Genomic DNA, 23,189 nt, shown 5'->3' on the forward strand with positions numbered 1-23,189 from the left:
ACAATAAAATGCAGAGTATTTGCTCACATCAAAAAAAATAAGTAATTTTGCAGACGGAATTTTAAGAATCAACTGTCGAAAGACATTTAAACATACGTACCACAGCCAATGAATTTAAGTCCTGACAAGCTTTGGGACAAGTGTCTCGCCCTTATACACGAGAACACTACCGAGCAACAATACAACGCATGGTTCAAAAGCATTGTCTTCGAATCCTTCAATGAGGAGTCGAAGACCGTGTTGATACGCGTACCGAGCCCGTTCGTGTACGAGTATCTGGAGGAGAACTATGTCGACTTGTTGCGCAAAGTGCTTACACGTATGTTTGGAGAAAACGTTCAGCTTTCTTATCGTATCGTGACCGACAGCGAGAACAAGAAGACGCAGGTGGTGGAAGGCGACGAGCCTACCAACGAGAATATGCGACCCAAGACACGCACCAATGCCAACGAGTCGCCCAACTTTCTCGATGCATCACCATTGCAGGAGATTGACTCGCAGCTGAACCCTCACCTCACCTTCCGCAACTATATCGAAGGCAACAGCAACAAGTTGCCACGCGCCATAGGTCAGACCATAGCCGAGCATCCGCAGAACATGCAGTTCAACCCGTTCTTCGTATTCGGTCCTTCGGGATGTGGCAAGACCCACCTTATTAATGCTATAGGCGTCGAAGCCAAGCGCATCTATCCAGAAAAGCGTGTGCTCTACATCAGCGCCCGATTGTTTGAGGTGCAGTACACCAATGCCGTGCTGCGCAACACTATCAACGACTTCATCAACTTCTATCAGACCATCGACGTTCTGATTGTTGACGACATACAGGAGTGGGAAGACAAGAAGGGTACACAGAACACCTTCTTCCACATCTTCAACCACCTCTTCCGCACAGGCAAGCGCATCATCCTTGCCAGCGACCGTCCACCGGTAGAACTGAAGGGAATGAACGAGCGACTCATCACACGATTCTCATGCGGACTCATCGCCGAGCTTGAGAAGCCTAACGTGCAGTTGTGTGTTGACATTCTGCAAAGCAAGATACGCCACGACGGCCTGAACATTCCTGAGGATGTGGTGAAGTTCATCGCTTCGACAGCCAACGGAAGCGTGCGCGACCTGCAAGGCGTAATCAATTCGCTCATGGCTTACAGCGTAGTGTACAACTGCAACGTTGACATGCAGCTCGCCCAGCGCGTAATCAAGCGCTCGGTCAAGGTAGAGGACAATCCGCTTACAGTAGACGACATCATCGAAAGCGTTTGCCAGCACTACAACGTTACACCAGCCAACATCAACAGCCGCAGCCGAAAGAAGGATTACGTTATGGCACGCCAGGTGTCAATATATCTGGCACAGAAATACACCAAGATGCCGGCAAGCCGAATCGGACGACTCGTTGGAGGACGCGACCACTCTACTGTGATATACAGTTGCAATCAGGTGGAGCAACGCATCAAGATAGACAAGAAATTCTCAAGTGAGATAACGAGTATAGAGAACTCGTTCAAACTGAAAAACTGACAACACTTGCCACTCATCCAATAGATACTGGCGGCAAGTAGTTGTCGGTTTTTTTTGTTTTGAGAGTGTCAGAAGTCTACACTCTCACTTCTTTTCGGCTGCAAACCTCTCTTCTTTGAAGTACTTCATTATAGGCTTCATAAACGGTGTGAGGTGTACATCTTGCGGCACATTATGATAGTCAAGACGTGTAATGCTTTGCGACACATACAACCGATGCTTGGCACGCGACAAGGCTACGTAAAACTTGCGTGCGTCCTCAGCCAATTGGCGGGGATTGTTACGACTGTAATAATTGGGCATACGACCGTCGACGGCATCAAATATTATTACATTGTCAAACTCCAGTCCCTTCGCCTTGTGTATTGTCGTGACGAAAATGCGCTCCTTCATATTGTCGCTACCACACAAGTCGGCCTCCTTCAACGTGCTTATCTCCATTGTATGATTGCAAAGCTGTTCGTACAACGAGGGTTCGCTACTTACGTCTATCATGTCGCCCGAAAGATAAGATTCCACAAAACGCAATCCGTCTATCTCCTGTATCATTCCCTCAGAAAGCAGATAGTCGTAGAAGCGTATTAGTTCCATTACCAAAGCAGGCTTGACTTCATCCGATTGGATATACATTCTGCCAAGTGCCGAAACGTACATTTGCTTATAGTTACGGCGCAATGTCTCCACACGCTGGCGCACACGGCTGTCGTTAAGGAAATCATGCTGCTGCTCAACCCTGTCTTCCGAGAGCTTGTAGCAATGCACCACAACACTACGTGTAGCATTGACATCATCGTCGGCAAGATGCGAGTTAGAACCCTCAAGGTGCAACACCTCAAGCAAATATTTCAGTTTGTGCTCCTTCAGTTCGGGATGCAGCAGACGCACGAGTCGCAAGGAGTCGAGATACTCCGTGTGCGAATGATGCAGATTAAGGTCGGGCGTATAACGACGCAGATTGAAGTCAAGTATGTTATAGTCGTAGTCGGCATTATGTCCAAGCAAAGTGCAACCCTCGGCATAAGCCATAAACTGACGCAACGCCTCCTCGTGCGTCAGCAATTCATGGTGCTTGCGTTCCTCAACAATAGGATTCACAATGTCGCCAAGCATGGCAGGAATCTCCTTGTCGGTTTCGACATATACCGTAAACTCCGACCCTTTCACCACCTCGCCGTTCTTCATCTTCACGGCAGCTATCTGCAGGATGTCGTCTTCAAACACATTCAGTCCTGTAGTCTCGGTATCGAAAACCACGATTGTGTCGTTAGCATAGCTCTCAGTAAAACGCATGAGATACGTCGACTCGTCGTCGCGCAGCAGGTCGGAGGGCAATATGGCGCGGTCGAAGAGGTCACGCACAAACTTACGTGCCGCCGCATTGCTCTCATATACACGCACACCCTTCATCAGTCGCGCCCACGACATAAAGCTGAATTCATTGTTCAGCACGCCCAGATGAGCCAACAGCAACTTCACGTCGGGTTGCGAGAACAGGTCGGTACCCGAAACCTTAAAGTGTCCTATGCCACAACGAGTCAGCTCCTGACTAATATCCTCCGCATCACGATTGGCATTTACAACAAAAGCTGTTGTAGATTGCGGAAACGTGCGGTTCAGCGTGTCGGCAAACTGCACACAATCGCGCACCTCCTGAGCATAATCCTCGCTGCAAAGAATCTTCAGTTCGTTGCCCATAAGCACGTCGTCGCTACTCTTGCCGGCATCGGGCAAGAGCGCACGATCTATACGAAGCACCTCAGCGGCATAAGTATTGAATATGTCGAGCAGATAGCGAGGCGAACGATGGTTTACCGACAGATGATGCAACTGGCATGCAGGCTTCGACTTAATGGCTGAAAGCGTATCGAGCTTGGCTCCCATAAACGAGAATATAGCCTGCTGCTCGTCGCCGAGAAACATCACCGTACGGAATGGACGCGCCGTAAGCATCTTGATTATAGCCATCTGCAATGGGTTGATATCCTGCACCTCGTCCACCTGTATCCACGGATAGCGCTTATACAGCTTCTGCTCCTTGTCGGCAGCAAGGGCATCATACGTCATCATAAGCAAATCATGGAAGTCAAGCAGTCGGTTGGCACGCTTATACTGACGGTATTGTTGCGCAAGCGACATCTTCTGCAAGAGCTTGAATATAGCCTGACGGTCGCCATAGTCGCACGTGTCCGACTGGGTAAGGTCGCGATACTGCTCCACATTATTATATATATCAGTCATGGCAGCCGCGTCAAACGGCTTGCCCATAACGCTACAGATACGCCGCATAGCAGCAATGTCCGTAGGACTGATGCAGTCGGGATGCACACGCAACTCCTTAGGATGCCCGTGACTAATCTGGTGCATCATGCTCTCCAGGTGGAATATCTCACTATACGAGCGTCGACGATTGTAGTTGGAAAGCACCATATACTCGTCCTCACCAAGATAGCGCGCAAGGATAGACACAGCATCATCCTCGTCGATAACACTCGACTCGGCAGGCACGAGTCCCTCTGCAAACAAAAACTTCGAGCAGAACCTATGCACATTGCCCACGAACACATCCCTCACATCATCATCCGTGATGTTCTGCGCGATGCGTTCAATCATGCCGCGTGCAGCACGATTGGTAAATGTAAGACACAACATATCCTTATACGCCACACCCTCCAAGTCGTGGGCATAACGTATGCGTTCGGTCAATATCTGGGTCTTGCCACACCCCGGAGGTGCAAGTACAAGATGAAATCCACCCTGGGCCTCAATCACCTCCTGCTGACAAGGGTCGGGAGTAAATCTGCTAACAGTTTGCGTATTTTCTGATGCCATAAACAGCTGCTATAAAAGTAATTTGAATAAAGGCGATTGTTACACCAACCGCTTTAACTATGTTAACGCTAAAAATCGCTTGATATTGCCAAGAACAATAAAAGAACTTGCGCTGACACAAACAAAGGATATAGCCATTTTAAGTATATAAGATACTCACTATAGCATATATTCGCATCAGACATCATTAAGCAGTCTATAATCTTTGCCACATCAAATACTTTTTATATATTTGTGGTGTATTAATTAAATCGTCTGCTATTATGGAATTCTTTTTTATTTGGATCTTAGTTGTTGTTCTGGTCGCCTGCGCTAATGGTAGAGGCAAATAGTTTCGTGTATTTTATATAACAATATAAAGGTGCTACTTTTGGTTTCACAACCATTAGTAGCATTTTTATTATGGCAACAACTCAACAATTCGAAAGGATATTTACAAAGTAAAAAACTTTCTCTATCATAAATGAGTAAATTATATGTGACAAAAAACAACAGGCGTTATGAGCGCAAACGTGACAAGATTACAATAAGCTTGACGCACGCTCCCAGTACCGTTTTCAGTACCACCCAACTGGTACTGGAGTTTCATATAGGTGGTACTGGAGTTTCACTTATGTGGTACTGGAGTGTTACTTATGTTGTACTGGCAAAGAACTTGTATGATTGCCTTTGAATTTCACATATCTTTCAATACAATCTTCAATCATTCTTATATAATATGAAGAGTCATGGTCTGATTGATCGTCAATTGCGATATTAAATCCTTCGCCATACTTTTTGTAGTATAGATCGAATAACTTATTCCAATTATTATCATACATATCAACGTATCCCCATGTTTGCCAAGCAAAGTGGTATTTTTCGTCTTTGTATTTATATGTGAAATGCTTCACATAGCGGTTTCCATCATACTTGTCAACAGAATGGCGAAACTTGTTATTGTCGAGAAATTCTATCAATTGGGCGAAAACGTATTTGTCTTTGTTCATCGTGCAGTATTATAGATAACTGCAAAAGTACAAATTCAAATCGTCGTGCCCTTGAAACCTTTTGCAAAAGACTGTATTTCAATCAATTCAAAGAGCGATTAGTCCACTTTAACGGGACAGTAGTGTTTATGCATAATAAAAGGTTTAGGAAGCATTCGTAAGAGTGTCAGCAAACCTTTAAACTGAACTCAGGCAGACAAGCCACCAAAATCGACACCTATTGTGAGGATATATAAATTTGACAATATGTATGACCCGCAATCTTATTTCTACAGATTAGAATGCGAAATAATGATTTCTTCTCTTCCTAACAATTTGATAAAGAGTGAGCTTGCAAATCTAAGATAACAATACAAGGCTTGCTTAGAGACGACAAACAAAACACAATAAAATCAACACACTTTGCTTGGCACTCTCTATAAAAAGACTTATTTTGCAATATAATAACCCAAACAATATCATTATGATTACTTACTGTATTTTGTCTGCGATATTCTTCGTACTATACATTTTGTTTCAAGGCTTGCAGTTGGTAGGCGAAAAGTTGAACGATATAACGAGAACCTATGAGAGCAAGAAACCTGAGGATGAAAATTCTTTTGCTCAAAGATGCAAGCGCCAAATTGAATACGAGAAAACACTTGTTCCTGACTCTGAAGAATTGCGTAAGGTACGCGAAGACTTTGAAAAAGCATATTTAGAAGAGCGTGAGAGTGTTCGATTAAAAATGTGCGAAGGAATCGAAAAATGGGATAAAGCAATAGCTTATTCTCCTGAATATTATGCTGGCAGGGAACAATATAAGAATAATAGTGATTTATTCATGTCCATGGAAAGAGATTTTGTCGAATATACAAAACGCAGACCTTAATTTTGCATGTGTACCTAACGAAACGAGAGTTCATGCCATTTGAAATGAAGGATCGTACCAATTGATACAAGTGTGGATATCAATAGAGATGAGGTTATGTGTCTGAGCTGAGTTGGGGCTCATATAATATTGTTGTGTTTTTAACTGGAATGAAGGGGTGAACCCGGAGCTGACTTCCGACATGCATCTCATTTTATCGTTTCAGAAGAAGAGGTCGTCTCTAAAATGAAATTGGCTTTGTCTTTATCCAACCATTACCGGAAATGATATGGCAAAAGGATCTGTTTTTTCGAATCTTCCTACATTTCGAGTGATACGACAGTCATGCAATGTGTATAGTCTCAGTTAGAATTATTCTTCATTCCTAAAGCCATACACATTGCGTTCCGTCACTTTTATTATTATACATCTCTATATTTCCTATATATATGACAATCACCCCATACAAGTATTCCTCTTTTATATGCAAGTTAATGCAAAACTCCGAATGTGTCACTTCTGAGCGATGACAGAATTTACAATCTGATCAAGTTGCTCAAACACTTCCTTTTTCCCAAGATACAGATCTTTGTCGTACATTTCCTTATTTGCACTGAAGGTATAGACTTCGTTATCGCCTTCGATTCGGCAGACGTCGTCGTTGTCTTTCCAACGGAAGCGGATACCCTTGTATGTGAAGTCTGCGTCATTACACCATAAGAAAGATGTTTCAGGAACTTTGATGTCCTAGGATACTGTGATGGTGAAATCGCTCAGGACTTCGTCTCTGAGTTTAGCATTGAGAAATACGCCTGTTGAACTTGGAAAGATGGCCGTATGATAATGGTATCCAGAACGGATCCATGAATATGGAATCTTATCCATGACGAAATCAAGCAGTTTGGTATGCGCCAATGAATAAATAATTTGTTCATAATCAGTCCCATTAGGAAAGGCAACCTGTTCGGGTTCTGGCTCACCCATCAGAAAGGAATGCATGGCGCTATAGAGATCATCGTTTCTGAAGAGATATCTCCACGAATTTATCTCGTTGTTGAAAACCCTACGGCTCCACCAAAGAGTGTTTGCAAAGTCATCGCCCGTCATATAACAGAAGAGCTTCTTCATTAGTGTGGCATCTTTAGGCCTGGTGTTGAAGTTGGCCTCAACAAAAGTCCATTTGTTATTGAAAGACTGCCAGTCTTCCACATTCTTGCCGTTTCTGTAAAGACAACGGATGCTGCCTGAGAAGAAGATGTTGTCTTCGCATTTTTTGATGGTTTGCTCTGTTTCTTCTCCGAGCTTGTTATCAAGGATGGCCTTTGCCTTGACACATTCTTCTTTCACTTGGGCATTCTTCTGTTTGTCTTGGCTCAAGTCATGAAGGATGCTGTAGATATCATGATTATTATGTTTACTACCCTCAGCAAGACGCTTGATTCTCCGAATACGAGTTACCATTGCAGAAATCGTAGAAATTTCAGTGTCGTCAATAATATTCCACACGACACGCATCCATCTAGCGAACGATTCCTTATCAAACTCACCTGTTTCCAAATAGGTACAGACCGCATAGAACACAACCCTGTTGACTTGATCGATTGGAGCTATAGTGTATTTACCATCATCTCCTTTTTTGTAAGTAGGAATAAATTCAAAATTGTCGTCTTAATGACGTTCTGGGAAAAAATCATTGAGTTTTCTGTCTCCAACAGAAGAATAATTGTCAAGTATTTTTCTGATGCTTACAAAAATTGAAAGAGGTATTTCTCCACTTGGCAGATAGCAGTATTTGTCAAAAGAGTTGTATTCGATCTTCTCATCATGGGCATTATTGCCTTCTTTTGGACCATAAAGATAGTTGAAGTGCTCGTTCACACCCTTTTCCAAGCTGTTTCCCGAAAAACGGAAAGAGGACTCATCATCATCAGGATTGGACGGTTTATCCGAACTCGTTTCCGGTTCCAGGATAAGACTGTTCAAAAAAACTCTGTTAAAGAAAGCATAGTAAGGAGCATCGATCTTGAATTCTATAACAGTATCTTTGTCAGCCTTGTTCTCTTCATTTTTCCAAAATTCCACATTCTGCCTCCAAAAGATCTGCGCCCATGTTGTATCGAGCATGATAGGATAACCCGACTGCACATCACATAGTTCTTGCCAATCGGTTTCCTTATGAGATGCGAGATATCCGATAAGGTCGGCCTTGAAATTCTCAAAATCGCTCAATGCTTTTCCACGGGCATTCATTTTAATATAGAGGTCATCTGAGAGATTCAAAGAAGATAGATTGAGGTTATAGAAATATACTGGGCAGTCGTTGGTCAGAATCTGCCACGACTGGGTGGCATCGTCACTGCCGAATACAGGTTCAATGCCGTCATTGTTGCCGGGTGTGCCGCTGAGCATCCGCAACATGGCCTGTATTGTAGGATCCTGATTCCATTCTGAGAAAAACCAGTTCTGTTTCTTGATATATTCTGTAATGTTTACTATGTCTTGTGGGAAAATCTTGTCACATAAGGAGGCACAAAAGTCGGCGGAGGATGTTCGGGTCTGATATGTGAACTTCCTCAACTTCTTACGCTCCTAAAAATGCTTTTCGTCAGCCAGAATCCCTGCTTTAAAAGCAACGAACCAATGTAAGAGCCACAGGGTGGTGAGGCGTTGCTGACCATCTAAAGGTTGCAGAGTCTTGTTGGATTCTGTACCATAGACAAAATCCAACTTCAGATCATTCTTTCTGCGCACAAGTGCATCGTATAAATCTCCAAGAAAAGCACGTCGCAATTCGTTTTTCCCCTTTCGTCCCTGTGCATAGTCACGCTGGATTTTAGGAATTTCTATATTGTATTTGTCAAGCATTTCCCATAATGTGAGCTTCTGGGCTTGACTGGTTCGTTTATTTGTCATCTTCCAGAAAATCATTTAGTAAGACAAGGATATTATCCAGATATGCCTTTGCATCCTCTGGTCCCCATGAGAGCAGGTCGTTAGGCTCCGTATTATAGTATTTCATGAATGCATTCTTGGTACATGGAGGGATAAAGGCAATAGCGGCATACTTTTTTCTGAGTTCTTCCAATTCTGTAGACTCTTTTTCTTGCAGGATTCCTTTAGACAGAAGATAAGACATCTGCTTCTCTTCTTCGGGTCTAGGCGATACCTCCAGTGTTTCCGGATCAACTTGATATCTGACACCTCGATCCTTGCCGATGATTACTCTACGCTTGGCAGGGAAGATAGAGTTGCCATATCCCCTGTTTGTACTGCTATCAAGAAGAACATAGTTCCAAATTTTGTTCTTATCGTTGAGAGGATCCTTCCATGTTGTGTTGGATTTAAGAAAACCAATGATCTTTGTTCTCAATTTGTCGAAGTCCTCTTGTTTGATTTCATTTTTCTTTTTCTTTAGGAATTCTGTTGCCGCCGACAGGATTTCTTTTTTCTCCTTTTCCTCATTCGGCAAACCAATCATCGAATATTTAATCCATTCTTTCTGATCTTTGACATTTTCCAATGGATTCTCTGTGCTGGAGTCGATATGCTCAATATCCCAACTCTCTTTCTTGTAAAGATGGAATGGAAATTTATAGAACACTCCTTGTGAATATTGACCACCGTTCTTGAGCTCATTGTTCTGAGCGATGACAGTCTGGATGTTATGAAGGAGGAGAATGTCGCGGCATTTGGATTTTGGACCAAATCCATTTTCTGTCTCATAGACAGTATCTTCCAATCCAAGTTCTGAATTATAGCATTTATTCAGATGTTCCTTGATGGCTGCCTTCAGGTAATCAGTGAAGGCAAATCTGTCTTTGCTTTCTTCCCAGTCCTTGAAAAGCTCGGGCAGGTTCTTGATTCTGCAGTCGAGGACATAGCCTACATAATGGTATAGAGCTACATCATCATACCACTCTTTGAGGATTCTGAAAAGGTTTATGGTCAATTTCCAACATTCTTCCACTTTTTCTAATTCTGTACCCTTATCTTTCCTTTTGAAGAATTTATTAAAGTATCTGAATGCCTGATTGTCGTCATTGCAGCATTTATCCTTGCCGATATTCAACCTGTCCTGCTGATAAATGATGTCGAAGATGAAATCTATTCTTGTAGGACGTTCGTAGCCGATTGGATGGACAAACAGCCAAAATTCATCGTTCTGAAGGGTGTATTCAATGGCGTCCCATTGACTGGCAATTTTCCCCTGTTGTGTTAGCAGCGTTTCTTTGTCAGTATCTTTGAAATTGCTCTTGTTCAGGAACAAGGCCCTGATGAGTTCGGCATTTGTAAGTGATATCTTGCCCACATTCAGGCGCGTAAAAACTTTGATGGCATCTTCACCTTCCGACTTATACCAGATGAAACAAACTTTATTTAATAAAGTATCATGGAACGCTGTCCGAAGATTCTTATGGTTACCATCTTCAAACCATGTACTGATTGCCTTGAAGGCTTCATAGAAGTGGTGGAAATCTATGGAGTCATAGCGGTGATCCTTATATTCATTTGTATTGATATTCCTTAGGAAATCACTAGCTGAAACGCCTCTGCATGATTCCGTTCGTGTCTCATATTCCAATGTATAGGGATTATCAGCATCAAGATACTTGAGTATGAGAAAGATGGTGGTCAATCTCTGCTGGCCATCTATCACTTCCCATTTCGCATTTGTCTGAAGGATCTTTTTTGCTTCTTCAAAGAAGTCATTGTTTTCCACGACAGAAATGTCACATATGCTCTTAACGACCGATTCCTTGATTTTCTGGTTGATTTTTTCTTTGACGACAAGAGGCTGTAGGCAGTAGAAATCGGTTTCTTCTGCTATTGAGTTGCTTTGAAAATCATGAATGTCATCTAACAAATCGGTCACTTCTTGAGGTGTCCATCGATATCCTCGTTGATAGGATGGAATCCAGAACGACTGTTTCAGTAAGTCGGAAATAGGTTTTATCTCAAGATTGTTCATAATCTAATTAAAAATAACATAACAAACAATGATTGCTAAGGACAAAGTTAGAGTTTTTTTTTGTTTTGCAGTTTGTTTTGCAATATTTATGATATAAATAGAAGAATGTTTTATTATTTGATCCGTTAAAAACGCAACAATATTTGATCCTCCACAATATTATTTGATCCCTTAACTTTGTCGCAGATTTATCGCAGTATAAAACGAAAAAACGACATAACTCGTTGTTTTTACAACTTGTTATGTCGTTATTAGTTGCGGAGGCAGGACTCGAACATGCGACCTCCAGGTTATGAGCCTGGCGAGCTACCAACTGCTCCACTCCGCGATATTAACCATATTGTTTGCAATCCCAATTTCTTAGCGATTAGCATTGTTCTGAATTGCGAGTGCAAAGGTAGTGCTTTTTATTTACACCTCCAAATTTTTATGCAACTTTTTTCGATTTTATTTGATTTTTCTTAGTTTCAATACGTTTTTTGATATTATTTCGCTATAAAATCCCATCCACTTTGTTGTTAACATAAATGGATGGGACTTATAATTCAGTATAATACTATGAACTACTTCTTTTTCTTCAATGTGAAGTTGATTGACTCTGTAAAAACATTTCACGATGTGACAATATCAAACAACAAAGTAATATAATGATACTTGGCAAAGTATATACATAATAAATGGGCAAAGTATATTATAATAATATGGCAAAGTATATTATAATAAATGGGCAAGTAGCATTATATGTCTTTTTCCATATAATATCATTGGCACTGTATATATATATAATAAGGTATAAAAAACGACCGCACTATAGAGTTTTACCTCTATGGGCGGTCGTTTTTATTTATTCATAAAGCGTTTGTGGCTTTATTACTTCTTTTTCTCTGTTGCAGCCTTCTCAGCAGGTGCCTGCTTGTATGCCTTGTTGAGTCCGGCGATAACCTCATTGGTTATGTCGTGAGCCTTGTCGGCATAGAGGATGTTGTCGCCAGCCTTGCTGAGGATGAGGGTGTACTTCTTGTCCTTGTTGTAAAGGGCGAGATAGTGCTGTATAGAGTCGCGGAGAGCGTTGTTGTACTTCTCTGTCTCGGTCTGGAACTCACCGCTCAGACGCTGGTTGAGAGTCTGAAGGTCATTGCTCTGCTTCTGAAGCGACATCTGGATAGACTGTGCCTGCTCGCGTGTGTAGGCATTCTGCTGCACCTTCTGCTGGAAGTTGGCAGCGGCAGCCTCAAGAGCCTGCTGCTTCTGTGCGAGGGTGTTCTGGATATTCTGGCCCTTCTTCTGAAGGATGAGCGAGTAGTCCTTGCAGAACTTGTACTGCGACATGATACTGTCTACCTCTACATATGCAATCTTAGTTGCAGTAGTTGCAGTCTGGGCTGCAGGTTCCTTATCGTCTACCTGCGACTTTGACTTGTCGCAAGATGTCATTGCCACAGCAGCAAAAGCAGCGATAGCAAGTGTGCGGAAAATGTTTTTCTTGTTCATTTGTATTTATTATTTAATTATTTCACACCTGACGCATCCGCTTAATAGGCACCATTGCGCTTGCGTGCCTCGCGGTCCTGATCCATAACGCAGTGAATTCCAAGCTTGCGCAGACCGGGATTGTCGTGAACATGTTGCGACGAAAACTTGCCGTTGCGTTTCAGCAGAAGCTTAATGGATAGCAAAGCAAACGCTATAGCAATAATTAACAGGCTTAAAAGCAGAAGTTTAATCATTTTTACTAACTTTGTATCGAAATGGGAAACCCATAGCGACAGATTTATTTACATGCAAAGGTAATGCAAATCGGTCGCATGACAAAATAAATTATTGAAAATTCAGATTATTATTGTTACAACATAAAGAAATTAAGAAAAAATGAGTAATTGCGAATTGAAACCGGCTCGCGTATTCGAGCAGTTTGCAGAAATCAACAAAATTCCTCGCCCCTCTAAGCATGAGGAGCAGATGATTGAGTATCTGAAAGAGTTTGGCCGTAAGCGCAATCTCGAAACCGAGATTGACGAGACCGGCAACGTTATCATCCGCAAGCCCGCTACCAAGGGACACGAGAACGCTCCGATGATTAGTTTGCAAAGCCATATGGATATGGTGTGCGACAAGCTCGTCGACGTTGACATCGACTTCTTCAAAGACCCTATCCAGACCTACATCGACGGCGAATGGCTCAGAGCCAAGGGTACTACTCTTGGTGCTGACGACGGTATCGGTTGCGCCATCGAGCTGGCTGTTCTCGACAGCGACGACATTGAGCACGGTCCTATCGAGTGCGTTTTCACACGCGACGAGGAGACAAGCCTTGGCGGTGCTTTGGGTATGAAGCCGGGATTCATGAAGGGCGATATGCTCATCAACCTCGACTCTGAGGACGAGGGTCAGATATTCATTTCATGTGCTGGCGGCAAGACCACTTCGGTGAAGTTCACATTCGAGCGCGAGCAGGCTCCTGAGGGTTACTTCTTCATGAAGGCTTCTATCAAGGGCTTGAAGGGCGGACACTCTGGCGACGACATCAACAAGAAGCGCGCCAACGCTATCAAGATTCTCGACCGTTTCCTCTATATGGAGCAGGACAAGATGGACGTGCGTCTGGCTCAGTTCAACTCGGGCAAGCTGCACAACGCCATTCCTCGCGATGGTGTCATCGTATTTGCCGTTCCCGCAGCCGAAAAGGAGACTGTACGTGTTGACTGGAACGTGTTCACAGCCAACGTTGAGGACGAGTATCACGTTACTGACACTGCCATGGAGTTCCATCTCGAGAGCACTGATGCCGAGCCGGTTATCGCAAAGGACGCAAGCCGTCGAGTTATCCTCGCATTGCAGGCTGCCGACAACGGCGTGTTCGCCATGTGCCAGGACGAGGCTTTGGCAGACATGGTTGAGACTTCTAACAACATTGCAAGCGTTGTCTCTTCAGAGAACGAAATCAATATCATCACCTCACAGCGCTCTAACGTAATGAGCAATCTCGAGAATGAGTCGAACACAATCAAGGCTGTATTCGAGCTGGCTGGTGCTGAGGTTAAGCAGAGCGACGGCTATCCTGCATGGAAGATGAATCCTAACAGCAAGCTGACAAAGGTGGCTGTTGAGTCATACAAGAAGCTGTTCGGCAAGGAGCCTATCGTACGCGGTATCCACGCCGGACTGGAGTGCGGTCTGTTCTCAGAGCGCTATCCTAACCTCGACATGGTTTCGTTCGGTCCTACCCTGCGCGATGTTCACACTCCGGAGGAGCGTCTGCACATCCCGACCGTACAGATGGTTTGGGACCACTTGCTCGACATCATGAAGCATGTATAATGCTCAAGCAAACACTTGAGGCTATATAAAACAAAAAACGAGGATGTTCCGTTTACTTAGGAAACATCCTCGTTTTTTTTGTTATTTTCTATTCGAGAGAAAATCGATCTCTTATTTTGAATTATCCCGATTACTTGTTCGGGACAATCTCAAACACTTCTACAGCTCCCTCAAGCTGGCACTTCACTGCGTTGGCATCGACATTCACCTTAGCCATATTGCCCTCAACCGGTGTGCTTGCAACGAGCTTGCCCTTCTTGTTGTACTGCTTGAGCACAACGCTACCAGCCTTAGGCAGATTGACGAGCATGGTGTAGCTCTTTGTTCCTTTCTCTACGCCGAATGTCAGACTACCTTCGCTCTTGAACGAAGAGCAGGGATTCTCGTCGAAGCAATACATAGCGCCGAACATATCAGCCGACTCCACCTTGAATGCAAGATTCTCAGGATTGACAGGGTTTACCACAAACTCACGAACAGCACACCAGCTCTTCTTGTCCGACTGCAACTTGCGCATGCGCACATAACGAGCTTCTACGGGATTGCCCTTCCAGTTGATGATGTATGTCTTCTGCAATTCGCCGGTGAGCGGAGTCCATGTCTTGCCGTCAGCCGAAGCCTCAACAATCACGTTGTCGAAGTAGTCGACATCGTCAACCGAGTTGCGTCCCTGCAGAATACGCACCTCACGTACGGGGCGGACAGCTCCAAGGTCCAGACCAATCCAGTCGCCAGTATTCTGGCTTGCACCCGAGTGATAGAATGTAGTAGAGTCGTTGTCAAGCATCAGCTTGTTCTGTGTGGTGCTGAGCGAATTGTATGTACCCATACCCTTATAGAACGCAGGAGTCTTGCCAGCCACCTTCTTGAAGAACTCGACAGCCATATCGTCCATACCATTCTCGTAGAACGGCTGCAGCTTCATGGTTCCCGACTTGTGTGCCTGATAAGCAGCCATGTCGGCAGTAGACATGCGGTTGTTGATATATCCGTTCCAGAAAGCCTCATACTTGCCGTCCTTGAAATCGCGCATCAGCGTAAGCGTGTTCTTGCCACGAGTACCGAGCTTCTTAAACTCAATAAGCCACGGGCGCAGTTCCTTCATGAGCAGCGCATTCTTGCAGTCACGCTCCATGATGGCAGGCACCTTCTCCACACGGTCGAACTCAGCATACAGATTGTCGTAATCCTTCTTGTTATAGTCGGCAAGACGGAAAGTCTTGGTCTCCCACGACTCTATACGACGATAGCCAGTCTCGGTATCGCACGAATGTATGGCGAATGTGCGGTAAGCATCGTGTGCCTCGGGAGTCACGTCAACAAGCGAACGCTCCCAGTTGTCAATGGCGTTGTATGCCGAAACATTCCAGTTATAGTCGGCGACACCGTAGAGAGCGAGCTTCGAAGCCTCGCCGTGCTCCATAGGATTGCTCAGCACACCGCATGTCTGTTCGGCTGTAAGGTCGGTTTCGAGTCCGTATACCGGACCCTGCATGATGATATGACGGGCATAGTCAGTAACGGGGAAGTTCCACCAATAGTAAGCCGGGCGCTTAATGCGCGAGTCTACAAAGTCGAGAGTCTCCTTTGTCAGGTCAGAGCAAACCACAGCACCTGTCCAGAACACGTTGATTGACGGGTCGAGACGCTTGCCGTAGATAGCGAGCTGTCCGTTCTCCTTCGGACTTGCCCACAACTGTGAGTAGTCGGTAGGACAAACCACGAGCGGAGCAACGTCGCCCTTTGTCTTCACAAACTCCTTGGTGAGGCGGTTGAGCAGGTCTACCTGCTTGTTCGAGTCGGTTCCTTCGCCCTCAATGTCATCAAAGTGTATGGCAAACGAACGCACGCCAAGGTCGTACATATGATTGAACTTGTTGACGAGATTCTGATAGTCTTCCTCATTCCACTTGATGTCCTTGCCCGGATGTATGGCCCATACGAAGTCTACACGGTTGCGACGGCAAGCCTCAACGAGTTCGTGAATATTGCGAGCCTGGTCGTCGGGATAAGGCAGGCGCCAGTTGGGTGAGCTGTGATAAGGGTCGTCCTTCGGACCGTATACATACTCATTGAGCTTGTTGCGTCCGTAGTAGTCGATGAGCGAGAGGCGCACCTGATGCGACCACGGTTCGCCATAGAATCCCTCTACTACACCACGCAATGGCAGGTCGGGATAGTCGTTGCAAGTGAGGTAAGGCAGATGCATCTTGCCCTTCGCAGCCGGAGAAGCCAGAATCTGCTTCATGGTCTGGATGGCATAGAAGGCACCACGCTCGTCATAGCCCACGATGTTTATGCCCTTGCCATTGACGGTGAGGAGATAAGCTCCTGACACCAATTTCTTCAAGCCTGCTTTCTTTGCCTGCTTCTCGCCGAAGTCGATGGTAAGGCGAAAGCCCTTCTTGTACTGCTTCAGGAAAGCCAGGTCGTCAGCGAAGCGCTTCTGCTTGTCCTGAATGTTCAGTCCGTTTTCAAAAGAGATCCAGTTCTGGCGGTTGATGTCTAAGTTGTGCGGTGTGGGGTTTACGACGATGCCCTGATGGTCGAGCTTCTTGCCCGGTACAACGTTGACATCCTGTTTCTCGCCACGCTGCGAACTGAGGTCGAAGCCGTCGTCCTGCGCCTGCATGCCACTGAAAGCCGCAGCGAGCAGTGCGGTCAGTAAGATTTTGTTTCTGATCATTGTTGCTTATTTATTGTTTTAGTAATATCAATGGTTGATGCGTAGTAAAATAAAGTGTATGCAAATTTACATAAAATAATTCGATTTTGCGTTGTCAGCAATGAAATAACAACAATATATAACAAAAAGAGGTTTTCCGTTTTATTGGAAAACCTCTTCTTCTGTGTCGGGGCGACAGGATTCGAACCTGCGACCACCTGGTCCCAAACCAGGCGCGCTACCGGACTGCGCTACACCCCGTTCCGATTTAGCGAGTGCAAAGGTAGACATAAAATTCGAAACCTCCAAATATTTCAGCGCTTTTTTATCTTAAAAAGACAAGTTGCGCTGCCACATTGTGTCTAAAAGAACAAAATCCAGACCGAAAACCAGAACCGCATAGTCCATAGTCAAGAGCGAAATCAAGCTCCACCCGTCAGGGTTTCATAGCATGTCCTTTGTATATTAAAGCAGACTACGCGAAATGTTTTGTTAATCATCTATTGCATTCTTATTCCTTATATCTTATTATTTATCTTAAGTTCAGACACGGGTGGCGGCGCATGCGCAGAAGTTTCCCGGCAGGCGTTCAGTCTTCTGCTACTTGCCTGTTTGGTTGAATAATGGCGCCCTACTCTTTTCCGAGGTTCGACACCTTATTATATATATCGTTCAAATCGTTTGGTATGGTTATCTTGAGTTGTGCCACACGACGGTTCTCACGGTTCTTATACTCGTTGAACTCCTTCTCTATCACAGCCACAGCTGCCAGATAGTCAGCGTTCTTGACATCATATTCGCCACGCTTGCGCTCCTCATCCTCGCGCAGGGCTTCGTCTATCTTGTGCGTATAGCCGTTGAGTTCGGCCTGCGCCTTGCGATATTCGTTCTGCAGAGCGAAGAAGCTGGCTTCCACTTCATCAAGTTTCACGCTCGGCTCATATCTATAGAGCAGCGTGTCACGACCGCCTCCGTCTATCTCGGCTTCCTGACACAGACGCTTCATATACTCCTTGCGTGCGTCAGACAAGTGTCCGTCGGGGTGGATATGCTTGCCAAACGCCGATGCCTTGGCTTCGAGCGAGAGTATACGCGCGCGTTCCTTTATAGATAGTGTCGCCACATACTGCTCGCGCGTCATGGCTGTCTGCATCTCGGGACGCTCCGGCATCTCGGTGCCCTTATCCTTGCAATACTGCTCGATGGTGAGTTTCTGTATGTCGGTGAGCATCTGTGAGCGCATCTTGATTGCCTCGCGCAGCCATGCTATGAGCGAATTGGCGAGCGATATGTCGCGCAACTTCACCGCGATGTCGTCGAGTTGCTGGCTGGTGCATCCCCGCTGCACACGCTGCTCCTTGTCCGAACCTATGATGGTGAGATAAGTATTGTAGAACTCTACACTCTCAAGCTCCTGCTCTTGCGCCTTGACATATTCCTTGGCAAGATTGGCTATGTGATTGGCAGATGTCGATGTAAGTCCGTTTTCGGCGAAAAAAGTAAGATCCTGTTCCATAGATTTAAAAAGTTAGTGATGCAGTTTAACACACAATAACTATGCCAAAACCAATGGGAAAGGGCCAAAATGATTTGCTTTTTGACACCCCCTCCTTCTACAGTCAGCCCGTTTCTGCCTCTATTAGCTTTCAAATCATACCGCTCCCCTCCCTGCTGGGGAGGGGCTGGGGGTAGGGCTTATTTCAAAAAGGAGTCCTTTTGCATTCCAAAACGAGTCCTTTTGCAATCCAAAATGAGTCCTTTTGCTCTCCAAAACGAGTCCTTTTGCTCTCCAAAACGAGTCCTTTTGCAAGCCAAAAGGACTACATTTTCATCTTCTAATATTATAACATGAAATGCAGGATGAGCCAAACGAAAAAAGCGGTTTGACTTTATCGCTTTATGGATAAAATCAAACCGCTTTTATTTAAAGTTTATATTGTTCGGCTACTCGGCAATGAGCGAGAACTCTGCAGCCGATGCGTAGTCGACACCATAGTGTGCATTGAGAGCACGGAATCGTACGTAGCGTGCCTTTACTGGTTTGTCGAACATCACAGTCTTAAGCTCGCCTGAGCGGTCGAACTCTCCCTTAAGGATTGCGTTGCCCCATGTCTTGCCGTCGTTGCTAACGTAAATCTCGTAGTTCTTTATACGGCCGTAGCCCGTGTCCTGACGTGGCATAAACTTGAATCCCTTGATTGTCTTAGGCTCCGAAGCGTCGAAGTCGACCCAGTGAGGATACTTGGCAAGTGTGATAGAGTACATGGTGTGCCAGATAGTAGTCTCGTCACCATCAACAAGATTTACGGCGTCGCCCTCCTCAGGCTCTTCCGACGATACGAAGGCTATCTGCAGAGGCACGAAGTCTACCTTGTCGAATGTCATTGAGGTCTTCTGACCGGGTGTTTCCTTATACCATGCGGTAATGGTTCCACCCTTGCTCATGTCTATTGCTCCTGTGTACACCGTCGGCTTCTTGGCTCCGTTGAGAGCATAAACGATGGTGCGGTTCTTTGCTGGAGTTGAGAGCAGAACCTTACCGGTCTGCTTGTGCTCGATGCTGATAGGCTGCTCGCCCGAGAGTGCAACCTTCGAAGCCTCAGCTACGGCTGCAGCAGTAGCCTGTGCCGGACGTATCACGAAACCGAAGTTGTAGTTCTGGCTGTATGTACGGTCGTCCTTAAGCGGACCACCCTGTCCGCAGCTGGCTCCACCAAGTCCTGTCACCTTAGCGTCGAGGTGCAGATAGGTTCCGTCAGAAGCCGGCAACTCATTGGCATGGGCTACTACAGTCATCTGCTGGGCACTCCATGGCAATGCCGATACCGACATTGTGCTGTCGGCTACGAATACTACGCTCTGCTTGCCCTGCTCGGTGAGTGCACACCAGCGTACTTCCTCGCGGTTGCCCATTGACTGTGGCTTCGGCAGAAGGATGTCCTGCTCGCCTACGATGCCACGATGATGCTCTATGAACTGACCTGTCTTACGGTCGTTATAGTTGTTCACCGGTCCGCGTCCGTAGTAGTCAAACTGCTTATATGTGGCGGGCAACTTCATTGCGTAGCCTATACGCGGCAGGATTATGCTGTTGCGGTTGGCAGAGATTGCGCTGTTGAGCTCGATTGAGCCATCCTTATAGATGGTGTATATCTGATTAGTGATGAACTTCAAGTCGTCCTTGCCAAGCTTCTGCTTGTCTACACCGAAACGGTAAGCCGACTGTGGGTCGCGGTCGCGGTTGCCGTAAACCTGACGACTGCCTTCCTTACCCTGGCTCTCCACAGTCATACTGATCTGCAGCGAACCGTCCTTCAGCTTCATAACAGTAGGCTTGCCTACTACACGATGGCCGAGGTCATAGAGTCCGAACTTGAACCAAGCATTGGGATAGCCAATACCAGCATCGTTGTCAGTAGGAGCACGGAATGCGTCGAGCTTAGGTCCGTTACCCTCAGCGAACACAGTATTGCCGCCATACGACAAGCTGTTCAATGCACCATCGGTCAGGCTGAATGTAGCGTTGAAGTTGTCGCCATTTACAGTTACAGTCTTTGCGTCCTGAGTATAAGTGATGTTGCCCTTGGCATTAGCCACATCCTTAACGGCTACGGCCTTCACGTCGGCACCCTTCACACGCAACTGCTCCTCCATCTGTACATATCCCTTCTTAGCCCAAGGCATATCCTTGCCCTGCAGGAACTGCACCTTGACGAAGTACTCGCTATGCGGGTCGAGCTTAGAGTAGTCGTAGTCGAGTGTGTACTCCTGACGCTCACGCGGACCAACGATGTTCTTTGCGCCCATGAGCTGTCCGTCGTTCTTGATACACTCGCCGTCCTTCCACAACGACCATACTATCTGATAGCCACGCAACGGCTCAAAGTAGTTCTTGTTGAATATCTCGATGCGACCCTTGGTCATGTCGACAGCCTTGACACCCACATTCTGATAAACCTTCTTCACCTCAAAGTACTGTGCCTTGGGCGAAAGGTCGGGACGCATGATACCGTTCATACAGAACATACCGTCGTTAGGCTTGTTGTCCATGCCGAAGTCGCCACCATAGCCCCAGTACTTCTTGCCGGTCTTCGGGTCGACGTTGTACAAAGCCTGGTCTACCCAGTCCCAGATGGCACCGCCCATAAAGAAGTTGGTGCTTTCTATCGCATTCCAGTAGTCAACGAGGTTGCCTACAGCGTTACCCATTGAGTGTGCATACTCAGAGATATGATAAGGATACTTGATGTCGTACTTACCCTTCACAGCCTCCTGCACCCAAGGTATTGACGGGTACTGGTTTGAACCCATGTCCACGATGTCGTTGTTGCGCTCGTACTGTACGGGGCGGCTGGTGTCGTATGCCTTGATGGCAGCATAGCAGTCCTTGAATGTGTCGCCAGGACCAGCCTCGTTGCCAAGACTCCATATCACAACCGAAGGATGATTGACCGTAGCGTGTACCATCTCCATATTGCGTGCCACATGAGCGTTGCGGAACTCCTTGACGTGCGACAACGACTCCTTGCCATAGTAGTACTGATGGCTCTCGATGTTGGCCTCATCCTCAAGATAGATGCCGTACTTGTCGCACAGATAGTACCAGTAGGGAGCGTCGGGATAGTGACAGTCGCGTACGTGGTTGATATTGCCACGCTTCATGAGGAACACCTCGTGCTCCATCTGCTCACGCGATACGTAGTGACCCGTAGCCGGATTGTTCTCATGACGGTTCACACCCTTCATCTTTATGGGCTGACCGTTGAGATAGTAGTAGCGGCCTGCCAGTCCGAACTCGTCCTTATCGGCAGGAGTGTCCTTGATTTCAATCTTGCGGAAACCTACGTTGGTTGAGAATGTCTCAACCACATTGCCCTTCTTGTCCTTCAGTTCGCCAACGAGAGTATAGCGATGCGGAGCCTCAGCGCTCCACGGCTTCACGATGTTGCCAGCCTTAAGCGTAACCGAAGCTGTGAGGTTGCCGTTCTTGTCGATATCGCCTACTGTAGCAGTAGCACCCACACCAGGCACGAGAGTATTCTCGTCAGAGTAGAGACGGTTTTCGTAAAGCTTATAGTCGATGGTATATCCCTTTACAGCCTTAGTAGTGAGGTTGCTCACGTTGGCTGAGATATGCAGCGAAGCGTCGGTATATGTCTCGTCATAATCAGGGATGGCCTTGATGTCGCGCACCTGCACCTTAGGCTTGGCGGTGAGCGAAACGCTGCGGAAGATACCCGGCAGACGGAACATGTCCTGGCTCTCAAGGAACGAGCCGTCGCTATGACGGTAAACCTCAACAGCCACTACGTTGCTGCCCTTCTTATTAAGATAAGGTGTAATGTCAAACTGAGCAAGGTTGCGCGAGTTCTTTGCAAAACCTACATACTTGCCGTTGATGTAGAGATAGAAGAACGAGTCTACACCATCGAAGTTGATGTATACCTCCTTGCCCTGCCAATCGGCAGGCACATCAAACGATCGGCGGTATGAGCCTACCTCGTTACGGTTCTTGTAGGTCATCCATGTCTGAGGCGGAGTGCGCATCACGCCACCCTTCCAGTCGCCCACCTTTACGCTGTGCTGGAATATGACACGCTGGTTGGAATACAACGGCATGCCATACTTGAATGTGCCGTCGTCCTTGGCACCAGCCATGTTCCAGTTCATCGGAACCTGCACACGGTCCCAAGCCGATGCGTCAAAATCGGTACGATAGAAGTCCTTCGGACGCTCATCGGGATTCTTTGCCCAGTGGAACAGCCACTCTCCGTCGAGTGTCTTCCAAAGCGAAGAGTTCTCGGGCAACACGCGACGAGCCTCGTCAACGTTCTTGAACGAGAAGAACCACGCATGTGGCTGCTGCTTGTTGTAAGCCACAGAGTCAGGACTCTGCCACTCCCATCCAGTAGGAGCCTGCATCTGTCCGTAATAGAAACCTCCAAGCTGTGTGGTCTGGGCGCACATTGGCGAAGCCAGTAGAGCAGCCAGAAGGGTCAGGGTTAATTTGTTCATTATTGTTATTAAATTTATAAGTATTTTGTTTCG

14 protein-coding genes and 2 tRNA genes are annotated in these 23,189 nt (G+C 46.1%); 3 read left to right on the forward strand and 13 right to left on the reverse strand.

Translation table 11 applies throughout. The features are described 5' to 3' along the window. Positions 1-108: 108 nt before the first annotated feature. Entirely contained in the window at positions 109-1,521 is a 1,413-nt protein-coding gene (gene dnaA / locus I6E49_RS01545) for a chromosomal replication initiator protein DnaA (RefSeq protein WP_235400076.1), read from the forward strand. An 84-nt stretch (positions 1,522-1,605) separates the two neighbouring features. Here the strand turns inward: dnaA and I6E49_RS01550 are convergent, their stop codons facing one another. Then, positions 1,606-4,350: a 3'-5' exonuclease gene (locus tag I6E49_RS01550; RefSeq protein WP_235400077.1), complete on the reverse strand. Its 2,745-nt coding sequence runs from the start codon at positions 4,348-4,350 to the stop codon at positions 1,606-1,608. Between the two features lie 629 nt (positions 4,351-4,979). Continuing rightward, complete coding sequence (locus I6E49_RS14725; RefSeq protein WP_235400078.1) at positions 4,980-5,339, reverse strand: DUF4372 domain-containing protein; 360 nt, start codon at positions 5,337-5,339, stop codon at positions 4,980-4,982. Between the two features lie 406 nt (positions 5,340-5,745). Here I6E49_RS14725 and I6E49_RS01560 point away from each other — a divergent pair, with 406 nt between their 5' ends. Next, positions 5,746-6,210 carry a hypothetical protein gene (locus tag I6E49_RS01560; RefSeq protein WP_235400079.1) on the forward strand — a complete coding sequence of 155 codons (465 nt, stop codon included), beginning with the start codon at positions 5,746-5,748 and terminating at the stop codon, positions 6,208-6,210. A gap of 726 nt (positions 6,211-6,936) precedes the next feature. Here the strand turns inward: I6E49_RS01560 and I6E49_RS01565 are convergent. The 7 genes from I6E49_RS01565 to I6E49_RS01595 all read right to left on the reverse strand — a co-directional run bounded on the left by I6E49_RS01565 (position 6,937) and on the right by I6E49_RS01595 (position 12,885). Further along, entirely contained in the window at positions 6,937-7,746 is an 810-nt protein-coding gene (locus I6E49_RS01565) for a hypothetical protein (RefSeq protein WP_235400080.1), read from the reverse strand. 111 nt (positions 7,747-7,857) lie between these two features. Then, positions 7,858-8,766: a hypothetical protein gene (locus tag I6E49_RS01570; protein WP_235400081.1), complete on the reverse strand. Its 909-nt coding sequence runs from the start codon at positions 8,764-8,766 to the stop codon at positions 7,858-7,860. A gap of 12 nt (positions 8,767-8,778) precedes the next feature. Beyond that, positions 8,779-9,102 carry a DUF262 domain-containing protein gene (locus I6E49_RS01575; protein WP_235400082.1) on the reverse strand — a complete coding sequence of 108 codons (324 nt, stop codon included), beginning with the start codon at positions 9,100-9,102 and terminating at the stop codon, positions 8,779-8,781. Next, positions 9,092-11,158, reverse strand: a complete 2,067-nt coding sequence (locus I6E49_RS01580) for a DUF262 domain-containing protein (protein WP_235400083.1) — start codon at positions 11,156-11,158, stop codon at positions 9,092-9,094. The genes I6E49_RS01575 and I6E49_RS01580 overlap by 11 nt, the downstream gene beginning before the upstream one ends. Before the next feature lie 255 nt (positions 11,159-11,413). Then, a tRNA-Met gene (locus tag I6E49_RS01585) sits at positions 11,414-11,486 on the reverse strand. 542 nt (positions 11,487-12,028) lie between these two features. Next, on the reverse strand, positions 12,029-12,649 hold the full coding sequence (locus I6E49_RS01590; protein WP_235400084.1) for an OmpH family outer membrane protein: 621 nt from the start codon (positions 12,647-12,649) through the stop codon (positions 12,029-12,031). Positions 12,650-12,690: 41 nt separating this feature from the next. After that, positions 12,691-12,885 carry a hypothetical protein gene (locus I6E49_RS01595; RefSeq protein WP_235392991.1) on the reverse strand — a complete coding sequence of 65 codons (195 nt, stop codon included), beginning with the start codon at positions 12,883-12,885 and terminating at the stop codon, positions 12,691-12,693. 142 nt (positions 12,886-13,027) lie between these two features. Here I6E49_RS01595 and I6E49_RS01600 point away from each other — a divergent pair, with 142 nt between their 5' ends. Beyond that, positions 13,028-14,476 (forward strand): aminoacyl-histidine dipeptidase, encoded by a 1,449-nt coding sequence (locus I6E49_RS01600; protein WP_235400085.1) that lies wholly within the window; start codon positions 13,028-13,030, stop codon positions 14,474-14,476. Positions 14,477-14,606: 130 nt separating this feature from the next. Here I6E49_RS01600 and I6E49_RS01605 read toward each other — a convergent pair whose 3' ends face one another. The 4 genes from I6E49_RS01605 to I6E49_RS01620 all read right to left on the reverse strand — a co-directional run bounded on the left by I6E49_RS01605 (position 14,607) and on the right by I6E49_RS01620 (position 23,156). Further along, positions 14,607-17,162: a beta-N-acetylglucosaminidase domain-containing protein gene (locus I6E49_RS01605; protein ID WP_235400086.1), complete on the reverse strand. Its 2,556-nt coding sequence runs from the start codon at positions 17,160-17,162 to the stop codon at positions 14,607-14,609. A 166-nt stretch (positions 17,163-17,328) separates the two neighbouring features. Continuing rightward, positions 17,329-17,402 (reverse strand) — tRNA-Pro (locus I6E49_RS01610). A 370-nt stretch (positions 17,403-17,772) separates the two neighbouring features. Continuing rightward, complete coding sequence (locus I6E49_RS01615; protein ID WP_235400087.1) at positions 17,773-18,657, reverse strand: hypothetical protein; 885 nt, start codon at positions 18,655-18,657, stop codon at positions 17,773-17,775. A gap of 428 nt (positions 18,658-19,085) precedes the next feature. Continuing rightward, a complete protein-coding gene (locus I6E49_RS01620; RefSeq protein ID WP_235400088.1) occupies positions 19,086-23,156 on the reverse strand; it encodes a glycoside hydrolase family 2 TIM barrel-domain containing protein in 4,071 nt (1,356 codons plus the stop codon). Positions 23,157-23,189 lie beyond the last annotated feature (33 nt).

The organism is Leyella stercorea (genome assembly GCF_021531655.1).

Bases quoted from the DNA above. Each gene is read 5' to 3' on its own strand.
- dnaA (WP_235400076.1), top strand. From the start codon at position 109: ATGAATTTAAGTCCTGACAAGCTTTGGGACAAGTGTCTCGCCCTTATA.
- I6E49_RS01550 (WP_235400077.1), bottom strand. From the start codon at position 4,350: ATGGCATCAGAAAATACGCAAACTGTTAGCAGATTTACTCCCGACCCT.
- I6E49_RS14725 (WP_235400078.1), bottom strand. From the start codon at position 5,339: ATGAACAAAGACAAATACGTTTTCGCCCAATTGATAGAATTTCTCGAC.
- I6E49_RS01575 (WP_235400082.1), bottom strand. From the start codon at position 9,102: ATGACAAATAAACGAACCAGTCAAGCCCAGAAGCTCACATTATGGGAA.
- I6E49_RS01580 (WP_235400083.1), bottom strand. From the start codon at position 11,158: ATGAACAATCTTGAGATAAAACCTATTTCCGACTTACTGAAACAGTCG.
- I6E49_RS01590 (WP_235400084.1), bottom strand. From the start codon at position 12,649: ATGAACAAGAAAAACATTTTCCGCACACTTGCTATCGCTGCTTTTGCT.
- I6E49_RS01595 (WP_235392991.1), bottom strand. From the start codon at position 12,885: ATGATTAAACTTCTGCTTTTAAGCCTGTTAATTATTGCTATAGCGTTT.
- I6E49_RS01600 (WP_235400085.1), top strand. From the start codon at position 13,028: ATGAGTAATTGCGAATTGAAACCGGCTCGCGTATTCGAGCAGTTTGCA.
- I6E49_RS01605 (WP_235400086.1), bottom strand. From the start codon at position 17,162: ATGATCAGAAACAAAATCTTACTGACCGCACTGCTCGCTGCGGCTTTC.
- I6E49_RS01615 (WP_235400087.1), bottom strand. From the start codon at position 18,657: ATGGAACAGGATCTTACTTTTTTCGCCGAAAACGGACTTACATCGACA.
- I6E49_RS01620 (WP_235400088.1), bottom strand. From the start codon at position 23,156: ATGAACAAATTAACCCTGACCCTTCTGGCTGCTCTACTGGCTTCGCCA.